A 13,597-nucleotide genomic window follows, 5' to 3' on the forward strand; every position below is an offset into this window, starting at 1 on the left:
ATAAAAGGGATAAAAAATATCTCATGAACAACCTTCCGGATTACGAAACAAATCTACATAAAGCGATCCTTTACAACCTTTCATACTTTTTTTAGTGTAATGTTATCGAGTAACCGATAAATTTACCGCGTAAAATACAGATATGAAAAAAGGATTTATCAGTGCTTTGCTGGTGACGGCTATTTATACCGGCTATGGGCAGGTAGAAGAAACCCAGGAACCAGCTTCCCCAAGGAATTACAGAGAAACATCACCCCGCATTAATGACCTGGTGCATACCAAACTGGATGCACGGTTCGATTATAGCAAATCGTGGATGTATGGAAAAGCGTGGATCACCCTCAAACCGCATTTCTATCCAACCGATTCATTGTCGCTGGATGCCAAAGGGATGGACATCAAATCAGTGTCTTTGGTGAAAGGCAATACCAGCAAGCCACTGACCTACAAATATGATGGTTATACCATTCGTATTACCCTCGATAAAACCTATAAAGCCAGCGATAATTACACCGTATATATTGATTACGTTTCCAAACCTGATGAACTGAAAGTTAAGGGCAGCGCTGCCATTACTGATGCAAAAGGACTTTATTTCATCAACCCCAAAGGCGAAGAAAAAAACAAACCCACCCAGATCTGGACACAGGGTGAAACCGAAGCTACTTCTGTCTGGTGCCCTACGATTGACAGGCCAGCACAAAAACAAACCGATGAAATCCTGATGACCGTGCCTGCCAAATATGTTACGCTGAGTAACGGTAAGCTGGTTAGCCAGAAGAAAAATGCCGATGGCACAAGGACCGATTACTGGAAGATGGACCTCCCCCACTCTCCTTACCTGCTTTTCATGGGTGTGGGTGAATATGCTGTTATCAAAGACAGCTACAAGGGCAAGGAAGTCAGTTACTATGTCGAAAAAGAATATGCACCGGTTGCCCGCCGCATTTTTGGCAACACACCGGAGATGATTGCTTTCTATTCTAAGATTACCGGTGTAGACTACCCCTGGGTTAAATACGCCCAGATTGTTGGCCGCGACTATGTCAGTGGCGCGATGGAAAACACTACTGCTACCCTTCACCAGGAAAGCGCCCAGCAGGATGCCCGCGAACTGGTGGATGAGAACAGGTGGGAAGATGTTATCGCACACGAATTGTTCCACCACTGGTTCGGCGATTATGTGACCGCTGAAAGCTGGAGTAACCTTACCCTCAATGAATCTTTTGCTGACTACAGCGAAACACTTTGGAATGAATACAAAAATGGTAAAGACGCAGGTGCTGCCGTGAACTATGCAGGCATGCAGGGCTATTTGTCCAACCCCGGTAACGCAGAAAAACACCTGGTCCGCTTTTATTATAATGATAAAGAAGACATGTTCGATGGCGTTAGTTACCAGAAAGGCGGCCGCATCCTGAACATGCTCAGGAATTACCTCGGCGACAGCGCTTTCTTTAAAGGATTGAACAATTACCTCACCACGAACAAATTCAAATCTGCTGAAGCACACCAGCTGCGTCTCGCTTTTGAGGAAGTCAGTGGCCGTGACCTGAACTGGTTCTTCAACCAGTGGTATTTCGGTAGCGGACACCCGAAATTAAATATCGATTACGTGTACGACGATACCGCCCATACTGCAAAAGTGATTATCCAGCAAACCCAGGACAGCAGCCTGCTGTTCCAGATACCACTTGCTATTGACGTATATGAAAACGGTAAAAAAACACGCCATACAGTTATGATGATGGACAGGGCAGATACCTTCAGCTTCGCTTACGAAAAAAGGCCCGACCTGATTAATGTGGATGCCGACAAGGTTTTGCTTTGCGAGAAGAAAGACAATAAATCGCTGAACGAGTTTGTATACCAGTATAAAAATGCGGGCAACTACGTGGACCGCCGCGAAGCGATTGAATTTTGTGCTAAAAAACAAAATGACCCCGCCGCAAGGAACCTGCTGATAACTGCTTTAAATGATCCATACTACGGACTGAGGAACCTGACACTGGGAAAACTTGATATGAAGAATTCGACTGTTAAATCAGCTGTTGAAAAGAAAATCAGTGAACTGGCTGCTAAAGACCCTAAATCTGTTGTAAGGGCGAAAGCGATTGGTTTGCTGGGCAGTTATAACAATAAAGCCTACCTGCCGGTTATCCAGGTTGGCATCAGTGATTCTTCTTACAGCATAGCCGGCGCTTCCCTTGAGGCCCTAAATGAATTAGATAATGATGCAGCAGTAACCGCTACAAAACAATTGCTGAAAAAACCAGCCAAGGGCGATTTAATGAGTGCCATCACGATGGTTTCCGCTGAAAACGGTATCGAGGAAGCGCTGGACCCGATTAATAAAACCTTTGGCGACATGCCGCTTTCCCAAAGTAAATTTGAGATGCTGCAACCTTTCGCGGCATTGCTGGCCAAGGCAAAAGATCCCGTAAAAGTCAAGCTGGGCGTTGACCAGATTGTTGCGTTCAGGGAATCAATTCCTGCCAATTACCGCACCCAGACTGATCCATATATCAACAATATGGTACTGCAGGGTATCCAGAATGCCAAGCAAAAAGAAAACACCGCAGCCAGCCTCGAACTGGTAGAATATATTAAAGCGAAGAAAGTATCGGAAAAGAAGGCTTTTTGATCCCGGGTTAAATAACCGGTTAAAAAAAACGGGGAAATGAGCAGGTATACCAGCCTGCTTATTTCCCCGTTTTTGCGTACATTACTAACGGCCGGTATTCACTTCCCAAAAAAATGCTTCCCATGGCAGCACACAAACACCTGGTTCCCGGATCACCTGAGGAAATTGATTATTTCAAAAATTTACAGGCCAATTTCAGCAGCCAGTACGAATCTGTTTTCCCGGACCCGTTCGCACCGAAAACGGTTGTCATTGTGCCTTCCCTTACACTTGACCAGGATATATTAGCCAAAGTCAAAGGGCATGTTTTTTATGAAGAACGGATGCTTTGTATGCTGATGCTCCTGCGCATGCCAAATACCCATGTTGTATTTGTAAGCAGCGTCGAGATAGACCAGGTTATTATTGACTACTACCTTCACCTGTTGCCCGGTATCACCGGGTTTCATGCACGGAAGAGATTAACCCTGTTGAATTGTTATGACAGCAGTACAACTTCACTGACCCAGAAAATACTTGACCGTCCAAGACTTATCAACAGGATTAAGATGGCGATCCCATCGGGCCATATTGCCCATATGGCCTGCTTCAACGTAACTGCTTATGAAAGGACCCTTGCGGTTAAACTGGGGATCCCCATTTATGGCTGCGACCCCGACCTCTATTTCTGGGGCTCAAAAAGCAGCAGCCGTGAATTGTTCCGCCAGTCAGGCCTCCTTTTTCCGGAAGGTTTTGAAAATATCAAAACCAAAACTGAAATAATAGATGCCTTAACCGAACTCAGGAAAAAGAACCCTTCCTTAAAAAAGGCCGTCATTAAAACCGATGAAGGTTTTAGCGGTGAAGGGAATGCCATATTTACTTATGCCGGTGCACCAGGTATTGATGAGTTGAGGCAATGGATTGAAGGCCAGTTCACCAGGCAATTAAAGGTGGTGGCCTTTGGCATGACTGCTGAACAGTTCATTGCCAAGTTTGAACAAATGCATGGCATTGTAGAGGAATTTATAGAAGGGGAATTAAAAGAATCACCATCTGTACAATACAGGATAAACCCATTAGGCAAAGTGGAAGTGATTTCCACCCACGACCAATGCCTTGGCGGCGAATCCGGACAGGTTTTCCTGGGGGCTGATTTTCCTGCATCCAGCGAATACAGTATCGAGATTGCCCATTTAGGTAAGAAAGTAGCGGAGCTATTGCGGGATAAAGGTGTACTGGGCAGGTTTTCCGTTGATTTCCTTTCGGTAAAAGACAAGGGTGGCTGGAAGAATTATGCTATTGAAATTAACCTTCGTAAAGGCGGCACCACACACCCTTTCCTTATGCTGCAATTCCTGACTAATGGTTCTTACGATGCTGATAACGGGACTTACCTGACCCCAAGCGGACAAGCCCGTTATTACCATTCCACAGATAATTTAAGCGACGAAAGGTACCACGGATTAACATCGTTTGACCTGATAGATATCGCCATTTCCAATGACCTGCATTTTGATGCCACCCACCAGGAAGGGGTAATGTTTCACCTGATCGGCGCCCTGTCGCAATATGGAAAACTGGGGGTGGTCTGTATCGGGAAGACACCCCAGCGGACGAAAACAATTTTCGAAAAGACGGTTCACGCCCTGAACAAGGGTTAAAAATATAAAAGGGGGACTATTGCATCCACATCAATATTATGCTCCTCTAATACAGGCAATTTCCTGTTCTCCAGTATCGTCCCGAGTTTCCTGAATTCGAATTTATCCGTATACTTTGAATAGGAATTCCTGATCATCCTCAGGATTTCATTTCTGTCTACCTTGTCGGCCAGGTCTATAACATAGGAATCCTCTGCTACATATAACAGGATCGCATCACTCTCATTAACAAAGCGGCAGGTGAACCTGCAGGCAATTCCCTTTTTTGTTGGTGCAGTTTTCTTCATTACTTCTAAAGTAACCTGTGATGTTATATTTCCTCCTGAATCAGGAATGTTAACAGGTGGTATATAAATCCATTCGTTAACAACAAGGTCAGTTTGTTCTATCATCTTGACTATTATTCTTTAAAATTTAATCGTGCTATATTTTTGATAGTAATGCTTCTTTCAATAACGGAATTTACCTTATTCATTCCCGGCACAGTTGTTTCGCTGACCACTAATTCATGCATTATTGCTTTTTGAATCCACCCGGCAGTAAGGTCTTTGTAAATATCACCCCAATAATGGGAACTTCCTTTAGTGTTTACTTCCATATTTGCCATTGGTTTCGTCAACATATAAAAAGAACTTTCCCCGGAATCGTATTCCAGTATTGCGCAGCTTTTTCCATTAATCAAACCAAGTCCCTTAAACTCCAATGTAATTTTTCCATTCTTAAAATATGATCCTTCGGAAACCTGTTTACCAAGGTTTACTTTTGGTTGTGAAAAAGAAGCAGCATGAACAATTTTATCCCCAATGTTTTTCAGGTCCTGGACACCACTATCCTTTGTTGTTCTTTCCGCAAACACACTCATCGTGTGAAAATCTATAAAAGCGTTATAAATATGGTAAGTATTTTCGACAGGCAGGTTCTTTCCATTTTCATCCGCTAACTTTTCAAATTTGCCACGGTCAACACCAAACATTTGTTCATTGTCATCATTTGTAGCACGTAGAGAAAACTGATACTTCCAGTACTTAAGTGAAGGAATAGCTACTGCAGGAGAATTATTTATTTGAAGTGTAAATTTCAGGCAGGTGTACTCATCTTTTCCGGAAGGATCAGGGGAAGGAACGCAGCGGAGAAACAAACGATAAATATCAGTCCCCTGGATAGTTCCGTCTAAAGCATGTTTTTGCAGTTTTGATTCCATTTCATAATACTGGGTATCCCTTGAAGGCCGGGGAACCAGATTATAATCCTGTTTTAATGCTTTTTCAGTATTTGTCAATTTCTGGGCAGACAAATGAAACACCGACGAGACAAGAAATAATACTGTCATCATCAGTTTGTGCATTATTTGTTTCATAGCAATATGCTTTTATGCAAGTCATAGGTCCGCCACCTTTTCCGGTCAACTTAATAACAAGATAATAATCCTGCGCTACTTTAATACTGTAAATTACACTAACGGTTCCCTTGTTTTTAACCGGGCCGAATATTGGCTGGCTGAATGATATCCAAATCCCCTGATGGCTTTTTGAAGTTCATAGTTTTTGTCTATGAGAAAATCAATTAAATAGATAATTCTTTTGGCAAATTCATTGATACTTTTGCTTATACATTGCCTATAAACTAAAAACAATTAATATGGATAATGACAAAAACCTGGCTTCATCAGTTAATACTGAAAGCGCAGGCAAGTGCCCTTTTCATGGCGGAGCTTTAAAACAAGCCGCAGGCGGTGGCACGAAAAACCGTGACTGGTGGCCAAACCAGCTAAAGCTGAACATTCTCCGTCAAAACTCTTCGCTGTCAAACCCGATGGGTGAGACCTTCAACTATGCTGAGGAGTTCAAGAGTCTCGACCTGGATGCCGTGAAAAAAGACATCTACGAACTGATGACGAAATCCCAGGACTGGTGGCCGGCCGACTATGGACACTATGGGCCTTTCTTCATCCGCATGGCCTGGCACAGCGCCGGCACCTACCGCATCTCTGACGGACGTGGCGGCGGGGGCAAAGGCACACAGCGCTTTGCACCACTCAACAGCTGGCCTGATAACGTGAGCCTCGACAAAGCACGCCTGCTGCTCTGGCCGATCAAAAAGAAATATGGCAAGAAACTTTCCTGGGCAGACCTGATGATCCTGACAGGCAACTGCGCCCTTGAGTCGATGGGTCTCAAGACCTTCGGTTTCGGTGGCGGACGGGAAGATGTCTGGGAACCCGATGAAGACGTTTACTGGGGTTCTGAAAAAGAATGGCTGGGAGACAATCGCTATACCGGTGACCGTGAACTGGAGAATCCCCTTGCTGCTGTTCAGATGGGACTGATCTATGTTAACCCGGAAGGTCCTAACGGAAATCCTGATCCGGTTGCTGCTGCCCGCGACATCCGTGAGACTTTTGGCCGTATGGCGATGGATGACTATGAAACAGTTGCCCTGATAGCCGGTGGACATACCTTCGGTAAAGCCCACGGCGCAGCTGATCCGGGGAAATATGTTGGCCGGGAACCCGCAGCTGCGGGCATTGAGGAGCAAAGCCTCGGCTGGAAAAATTCCTATGGTACCGGTAATGGAGAATATACAATTACCAGTGGACTGGAAGGCGCCTGGAGCACTACGCCGACCAAGTGGAGTAACAACTATTTCTGGAACCTGTTTGGTTACGAATGGGAACTGACCAAGAGCCCGGCCGGTGCACACCAGTGGAAGCCGAAGCATGATATGGGTGCCAATACTGTACCGGATGCGCATAACCCTTCAAAGCGTCATGCCCCAATCATGTTTACCACTGACCTCGCCTTGCGGATGGATCCAATATACGAGCCAATTTCAAGGCATTTCTTTGAAAACCCTGATGAATTTGCAGACGCTTTTGCCAAAGCATGGTTTAAACTTACCCACCGTGATATGGGCCCACGTGCCCGCTACCTCGGCAAGGAAGTGCCTGCTGTAGAACTGATCTGGCAAGACCCGATACCCGCAGTTACACACAAACTGATTGATACTAATGATATCGCCGCATTGAAAGCTAAGGTCCTGGCAAGCGGACTGACTGTATCGCAACTGGTATCTACAGCCTGGGCTTCAGCGTCAACCTTCCGTGGCTCCGATAAACGCGGAGGCGCAAACGGTGCACGCATCCGGCTTGCCCCGCAAAAGGATTGGAAAGTCAACAACCCGGCTCAACTGGCCAGGGTGTTAGAAACACTGGAAAGCATCCGGAAGGAATTCAACAGTGCGCAGGCCGGCGGAAAGCAAGTATCCCTTGCAGACCTGATCGTACTGGCAGGATGTGCAGGAATTGAGCAGGCAGCAAAGAATGCCGGCCATGATGTGAAAGTACCTTTCACACCGGGACGGACCGATGCATCGCAGGAGCAAACTGATGTGGAATCATTCGCTGTCCTCGAACCAAAAGCAGATGGGTTCCGCAACTACATGAAAAGCAAATACCCTGTATCGGCTGAGGAAATGCTGGTAGACAAGGCGCAACTGTTAACGCTGACCGCACCTGAGATGACTGTCCTGGTTGGCGGCATGCGTGTCCTTAACACCAACTTCGATAATTCCCAACACGGTGTCTTCACCAAACGTCCGGAAGCGCTCACCAACGACTTCTTCGTCAACCTGCTCGATTTAGGTACGAAATGGAATGCGACTTCTGACTCGCAGGATGTTTTTGAGTGCCATGATCGTAAGACAGGTGAACTCAGGTGGACCGGCACCCGTGCCGATCTTATCTTCGGTTCTAACTCAGAACTGCGTGCCCTGGCTGAAGTCTATGCATGCGAGGATTCCAAGGAGAAATTTGTGCAGGACTTTGTGGCAGCCTGGAACAAAGTGATGAACCTTGACCGTTTCGACCTGGCCTGATTTCAGCGCCTTGTTATATCGTTTAAAAGGTGGCCCGGCAACGGACCACCTTTTTTCATTTCCATGGTAAATATTCCCGGTTAATAGATTCCATCAATACACATAAACAGGATTTGTATACACCCATGGAATATACTTCCCATCAATCTTAATATGCATCTCAAGCCGGTAAACGCCTTTCCGGACAGGTTCTGACCATGTAAATTGATACTGGTCATCTGCAGAAACATTGATCACCTTACCATCGCGTATAAGCCTGAACTGACCGGGTAGCGGGGAAACCACCTGGAAAGATTTCACATTGTCTATACGCACCGAATCACCGAGTATACCACTTACTTTACCTTCCGCGTTTTTCGAACAGAACATAAACCCCTTTGCATCACCCAGGCTTTTAAATGCAATGAACAGGTTTCCCTTCTTTAAGCTATTTGCGATGGATGGAACCGACAAGGTATCCGCTACAACATAATTGGTCACCATATTGAAGCTGGCCTGGTAGGTATCCGTCATGAATTTAAAAATCCATCCGTTTTCATCGGGTGCATGAAACATCCAACGGTTCCAGATACTCGCTTCAACAGTATCAATCGCATGGTTATCAGGCCCAACCCATTCAACGCGGCCATCTTCCAGGTAACGGGCACGGATGTTCTGGTTTTCATGCGCATCCACTGCTGCAAAGCCAACGATCTTTCGTTTACTGTTCAATGCATCCCAATGTGCGAGTATATCCACCTGTTCATCAAATATTTCGCGCATGGCCCACTCCTTATATTTGGTTCCGCTGGTAATGAAATTGCAGATGAGGGGACGTAAGGATTCATCTTTTATATCGGTATGGATATTATAAATTTCCATACCCTGGAAATAAGGATTGTCCCAATTATGTTCTTCTTCACTGTGGGCATAAAAGATGATCCCACCATTCGTAACAACGTTTTTCACAACCGTGTCCTTTTTCACAGTCCAGTCGATAACAGCAGAATCAAGTGGCCAGGTACAATAGCCTTCCCTTTCCGTGCCCGGCTCAATCAATACCCCATCATAGTAGCCATGGTAACCGCGGGGAATGGTATCCTTGTCTCCATGGGCATGATCCGTAAGGAAAATAAAATCGATGCCCGCTTTTTTTGCTGCCGGGATAATGTCTGACAACCTGCCTCTACTGTCGTGCGACCAGTAACTATGGGCATGCAGCGCGCCCCTGTAGGTATGTAAAGCAGTGAGCGCTTCCGGTTCCTTCCTGCGATCCTGGAAAGCTTTTACCTGTTTATCAAACCTGGGATAAGTTACCCATCTGTGCCACAGTCCCGCTGAAAATAAAAACACCAGCACAACTAACAGCAACCCTAAAACGAAGATGAAGAAATACTTAACAATCTTTTTTATCATAGCGGAACGGTTCTTTAAATGTTATCCTTACCCGAAATAATCCTTGCTACCTGGCGTATTAAATCCATGGTGTACTCTCCCATGTTCGGGCCAAACCAGCCCATGACTTTAGGTTCATACTTATCCAGGTAAAAATATCTTCCCGGAACAATATATCCCACATAACCACCATTGAAACTCGAAACATTGGCATCAAACCTGTAAGCGGCCAGGGAGTTTTTTAATTGAAGCGCAAACTCACCGCTGAAATCGCAGGGGGTTGTTATCCAGATCATGTTTCCCAACCTCACTGCCTGCAGGTAAGTATCATCCTGGAAGGGCAATAATTTCTGGCTGACCGGCGTAGCAAGATTAATTTCTTTGGTGAGCCTGATATGGTATTCAGGCAGCTGTATTTTGAGGGAGAGCGATGAAAATGTAATAGTGTCTTTGAAAACCCGGTTGGATAGTTGTCCTTTCAAACTATCTGCCAGTCCTTCACCAATAAACTTTGGCTTATCGAAACCTTCGCCCTCACCCGAAGGGCCCTGGCTTCCTACCGAACCGGCAAAAAACACGGCATAGTCAAATGCTGACGCTTCCATTTTCCGCTGCCAGTAACCGGGATAGTCGGCGCTGATTTCAAGGTTATCTGCACCTAATGTGGTTGCATGCGCAGAATAGGATCCAATGATTGCTTTCTTATGGCCTTTTTGCTCGAGGGCGATGAAACTAAAATCATTGTTCTTATCCCCTGTCTTGCCGATCAGGCGATTGTTGGTATACCTGTCAATGGCAAAATTCCCGGTGCTGATCCTTGCCGGCTTCAGGTCTGCTAATGCTGCGATAACTACTGCAGAGATTTGTTGGGTAAGCCAGCGTTCAATATTAATATTTTCTTTTCCGGCAAACTGTTCACCAACATAACCCGGCCCCCAGGCGCCCAGGCTTGAGTGGGTGTGGGAGGCCGAATAAAATACCTGCCCGCGCCGGATCCCTTTTTTGGAAAGCAATACCGTAACCGAGTCGATAACACCAGGTGGCATGATCAGCAAATCGGCCCCTACGAAAACGACCGTTTGCGACCCGACTTTCAATGCCGCTGCCTTCACGAAAATACTGTCATGAATGCCGGTGGCATACTTGCCTTTCCGTGCACCATACCCGGAAAGCGGAACCTGGATAAATTTCCCTTCCTGGTAATTATCTGCTGTGCTGTTAAGCGTTGGGGTGATATTCACCCGTGCAAATCCTGCCTGGACGGAATCCGTTTCTGTAACGGGTTTAAGGCTGTCGATCCTAGCCGCAGTTTCTTTATAATAGTCTTCATCGAAATACGATTCCCTTTCGACAAAAGATGTACTGAAGAATACAACCAAAAGCAGGAGAAGCAGGAAAGCGCCCAGGATAATCCCTAATCGTTTTAGCATATATTTAGCTGGTTATTTTTTACCCGTAAACCGCTTCATGATTTCTTTCCAGTTGGTAATAATAATTCCTTCCTCTTTAAAGAACTGGTGCACGACAGGATCGGAAAACAGTTGTGCTTCCCAAACCCGTTGCTGCCAGGAATTCGTGATAGATTTCAGGTTATCTGTTTCCACCGATGGATGAAAAATAATTTCGGTTAATCCCGGTTTCAATGATTTTACCATCGCCAGGAAATCAGCGCGTTTCTTTTCATAGGTAGGCCCGCTGCCCACACTGGTGAAATTATCCAGTTTAGGCAGGCGATAACTTTCAGCAAGGGCTATCATTTCTTCATTAATGGGGTAACCCTGCGCCTTGAATTTTTTCACCAGCTCCGGATCAGCCAGATTAAGTGCATTGGCGGGAATATTGTATTCCTGGGCAACCTTAAAAAAAGCTTTCGCATAGGCAGGTGAACCATATAAAGTTCCCATGTGCGTATCAATATGGGTAGGTTTGTAACCCAGGGAAATGCATTTTTCAATCTGTGCACGGATTTCCATTTCCACTTCAGCTGCTGAAGCATGTTTAACCACATCAGGTACTTCATGCCAGAGCTTTCCATCCGGATCAATTAACCCTGGAACCTTTGATGGATCTGTCACTGAAGGCCAGCGGTAATCCTGCCACTCACTCGTTAAGGTAAGGTGCAAGCCAATATCCGGAACAGGATGGCTCTTTGCCCACTCAATGAAAGCCACAGCATTTGGGCAGGGCATCATCACCGCAGCTGACTGGATATCCTTGTTATCAATATAGCGCTCTGCAGCCGTGTTGGCTTCAGGGCACATCCCGATATCATCCATATGAAGGAGTAATACCTTTTTCCCTTTGGGAAAACCTAATTTCTCTGCCCAGGTTTTGTTGTTATTTTTTGCACCGGCAGCAGTTGGGTCAGGTTGACTAAATGTGGGCGCTGAAAATATAAACAGGAAGGCCAGGCTCATCACCAGTGCGGAAGATCGTGTTCTTCCGGATAATTGAAGCTTCATGGGAAAGATGGTTTAGTTATTATTTTTTATTGCGGTTATTGATTCAATTCCTTCAGCAGGGATTTAATATGACCATGCAGTAAAGGTGCAGTTTCAGGCCCTAATGAATTCACTTCGCCATACGGTCTGTCTTCTTTCCCATAAGTATAGGGAGCGTCTGCATCCCATTGGCTTTTGGGAACAATGTAGCCGATCTCATCGTTGGCGAGGCCAAACACGAACTTATATTTACCGCGCATCATCTCCCTGATGGGTGGCGTCTCTAAAGGCTTAATATCGAAATCGTGGCCTTCGGGCGCTTCCACACCACCGTTAACAATTTCAGGATATATTTCACCAGGTATAGTTACAAAAGAAAGCGGTCCGATGTTAAAAGCAGCAACTTCAGAGCGCATATTCATCCAGCCGGAAGTCCCCCTGTCTAATGTACCCACTACCGTTCCTAACTGGAAAAGCTTATTGGCGACCGGCATATAAATTGTTTTGGCGATGAGGGAAATCCCTGCAGTGTCAATTTCTTCAATGGGTTTATCCATCGCATTCAAGGCAAGCAAGGCCAGTGCTTTGCCCTGGGCTTCGGCCTTTTCAAATGATGGCTTACTATATTCCTGGCTGGTAACAGGATCTTTCACCGTTAAACTCGGGTGCGTACACATCAATCCACCGATAGCGCCATTGATATACACAGCAACCCCACCAATACCGGGTTTCACCAGGCTATCATTTTTATAAATCCCTTTCTCAACACCTTCGCGAACGTAATGGGGGAAGTCGGATGAGACCAGGAGATTTTCACTCCACAATGTTTCAGGATGGTCAGCCCAGGAAACCAGGGAACCCAGGACCTTTCCATTTTCTTTATCCGTTGCTTTAATGATTCTCAACCCGGCATCAAGCACCTCGGGTTTTCGTGTATCCTTCACCAGGGGAATTGCACCTGTAAGGTCTTCTGATACAGAAAGTTTTGCAGGCCGCATTTTTTCAACAGCAGTTACAATTGATTTAACCACCTGGTTTTTCACATATTCCATATAAGCCTTGTTGACACCTGTCTTCAAAGGCGATTCACCCCAGATGCCCATCAGGTCCGGGGCTTCGTGATCGTGGTTAGATGCAATAATGGCATAGGTTATGCCTGCATCCTTAGGAATTCTTGACCGGATATCAATGACATCATCATTAAAGTAACCGATAGCATCAATTGCTACAATAGCAATCCTTGTTGATCCGTCATCAATCACCATGGTCCGGGCCCAGAGGTCATCATGTATGCCGTTAGCGGCCCGGCCATTGCCAAAGCCTGCGATCCAAACCGGGTCAAAAACCCCGTTACCATTACCATCAGTGAAGGTATCGCCATCCTTCGGCCGGTACTCCGCATCATTATTTTTATCTGTCCAGCGATCGGGAACTTCAGGAGTAATCGTGAGTGCTGCAAACCCCGCTTTCAATTGAGCGGCTTTGGGGTTGGCGATTTTTACATCTGCGCTATAACCAGGATTCCGGTCTTTCAGATTGGTATATCCCCAAACGAGGAATCCAATAACCATAACCAGCAATAGTAATCCGAGGGCTTTCAAAATTTTTTTCATCAGTAACCT

General features: G+C 45.7%; 10 protein-coding genes (1 of these 10 only partly in view). 3 read left to right on the forward strand and 7 right to left on the reverse strand.

The features are described from left to right. Positions 1-25, reverse strand: partial view of a hypothetical protein gene (locus tag LAQ65_RS09250; protein ID WP_224116665.1) — the beginning only. 815 nt of this gene lie to the left of the window's left edge; only the first 25 of its 840 coding nucleotides appear in the window; it begins with the start codon at positions 23-25; its stop codon lies off the left edge, out of view. A gap of 117 nt (positions 26-142) precedes the next feature. Between LAQ65_RS09250 and LAQ65_RS09255 the strand changes: the two genes are divergently transcribed. Continuing rightward, positions 143-2,644: a M1 family aminopeptidase gene (locus LAQ65_RS09255; protein WP_224116666.1), complete on the forward strand. Its 2,502-nt coding sequence runs from the start codon at positions 143-145 to the stop codon at positions 2,642-2,644. A gap of 122 nt (positions 2,645-2,766) precedes the next feature. Further along, positions 2,767-4,287: a peptide ligase PGM1-related protein gene (locus tag LAQ65_RS09260; RefSeq protein ID WP_224116667.1), complete on the forward strand. Its 1,521-nt coding sequence runs from the start codon at positions 2,767-2,769 to the stop codon at positions 4,285-4,287. On the opposite strand, the gene LAQ65_RS09265 is transcribed toward LAQ65_RS09260, so the two are convergent. Together LAQ65_RS09265 and LAQ65_RS09270 are read right to left on the reverse strand one after the other, a co-directional pair. Further along, positions 4,284-4,679, reverse strand: a complete 396-nt coding sequence (locus LAQ65_RS09265; RefSeq protein ID WP_224116668.1) for a hypothetical protein — start codon at positions 4,677-4,679, stop codon at positions 4,284-4,286. The two genes, LAQ65_RS09260 and LAQ65_RS09265, sit on opposite strands and share 4 nt — an antisense overlap. A gap of 8 nt (positions 4,680-4,687) precedes the next feature. Next, positions 4,688-5,644, reverse strand: a complete 957-nt coding sequence (locus LAQ65_RS09270; RefSeq protein ID WP_224116669.1) for a hypothetical protein — start codon at positions 5,642-5,644, stop codon at positions 4,688-4,690. Positions 5,645-5,925: 281 nt separating this feature from the next. On the opposite strand from LAQ65_RS09270, the gene katG reads away from it, so the two are divergent. Beyond that, positions 5,926-8,160: a catalase/peroxidase HPI gene (katG, locus tag LAQ65_RS09275; RefSeq protein ID WP_224116670.1), complete on the forward strand. Its 2,235-nt coding sequence runs from the start codon at positions 5,926-5,928 to the stop codon at positions 8,158-8,160. Positions 8,161-8,253: 93 nt separating this feature from the next. Here katG and LAQ65_RS09280 read toward each other — a convergent pair whose 3' ends face one another. Genes LAQ65_RS09280 through LAQ65_RS09295 form a run of 4 tightly spaced genes read right to left on the reverse strand, consistent with a single transcriptional unit; the run spans position 8,254 to position 13,588 of the window. Continuing rightward, a complete protein-coding gene (locus LAQ65_RS09280) occupies positions 8,254-9,555 on the reverse strand; it encodes a CehA/McbA family metallohydrolase domain-containing protein (protein WP_224116671.1) in 1,302 nt (433 codons plus the stop codon). Between the two features lie 14 nt (positions 9,556-9,569). Further along, on the reverse strand, positions 9,570-10,964 hold the full coding sequence (locus tag LAQ65_RS09285; RefSeq protein ID WP_224116672.1) for a neutral/alkaline non-lysosomal ceramidase N-terminal domain-containing protein: 1,395 nt from the start codon (positions 10,962-10,964) through the stop codon (positions 9,570-9,572). Between the two features lie 12 nt (positions 10,965-10,976). After that, positions 10,977-11,996 carry a polysaccharide deacetylase family protein gene (locus tag LAQ65_RS09290; protein ID WP_224116673.1) on the reverse strand — a complete coding sequence of 340 codons (1,020 nt, stop codon included), beginning with the start codon at positions 11,994-11,996 and terminating at the stop codon, positions 10,977-10,979. 35 nt (positions 11,997-12,031) lie between these two features. Further along, entirely contained in the window at positions 12,032-13,588 is a 1,557-nt protein-coding gene (locus LAQ65_RS09295) for a hypothetical protein (RefSeq protein ID WP_224116674.1), read from the reverse strand. Positions 13,589-13,597: the final 9 nt, after the last annotated feature.

The sequence above is a fragment of the Flavihumibacter profundi genome, assembly GCF_020076305.1.
Classification (GTDB): Bacteria; Bacteroidota; Bacteroidia; order Chitinophagales; family Chitinophagaceae; genus Flavihumibacter; species Flavihumibacter profundi.

Coding starts and splice junctions, on each gene's coding strand:
- LAQ65_RS09290 (WP_224116673.1), bottom strand. CDS start 11,996: ATGAAGCTTCAATTATCCGGAAGAACACGATCTTCCGCACTGGTGATG.
- LAQ65_RS09280 (WP_224116671.1), bottom strand. CDS start 9,555: ATGATAAAAAAGATTGTTAAGTATTTCTTCATCTTCGTTTTAGGGTTG.
- LAQ65_RS09260 (WP_224116667.1), top strand. CDS start 2,767: ATGGCAGCACACAAACACCTGGTTCCCGGATCACCTGAGGAAATTGAT.
- LAQ65_RS09295 (WP_224116674.1), bottom strand. CDS start 13,588: ATGAAAAAAATTTTGAAAGCCCTCGGATTACTATTGCTGGTTATGGTT.
- LAQ65_RS09285 (WP_224116672.1), bottom strand. CDS start 10,964: ATGCTAAAACGATTAGGGATTATCCTGGGCGCTTTCCTGCTTCTCCTG.
- LAQ65_RS09270 (WP_224116669.1), bottom strand. CDS start 5,644: ATGAAACAAATAATGCACAAACTGATGATGACAGTATTATTTCTTGTC.
- LAQ65_RS09255 (WP_224116666.1), top strand. CDS start 143: ATGAAAAAAGGATTTATCAGTGCTTTGCTGGTGACGGCTATTTATACC.
- LAQ65_RS09265 (WP_224116668.1), bottom strand. CDS start 4,679: ATGATAGAACAAACTGACCTTGTTGTTAACGAATGGATTTATATACCA.
- katG (WP_224116670.1), top strand. CDS start 5,926: ATGGATAATGACAAAAACCTGGCTTCATCAGTTAATACTGAAAGCGCA.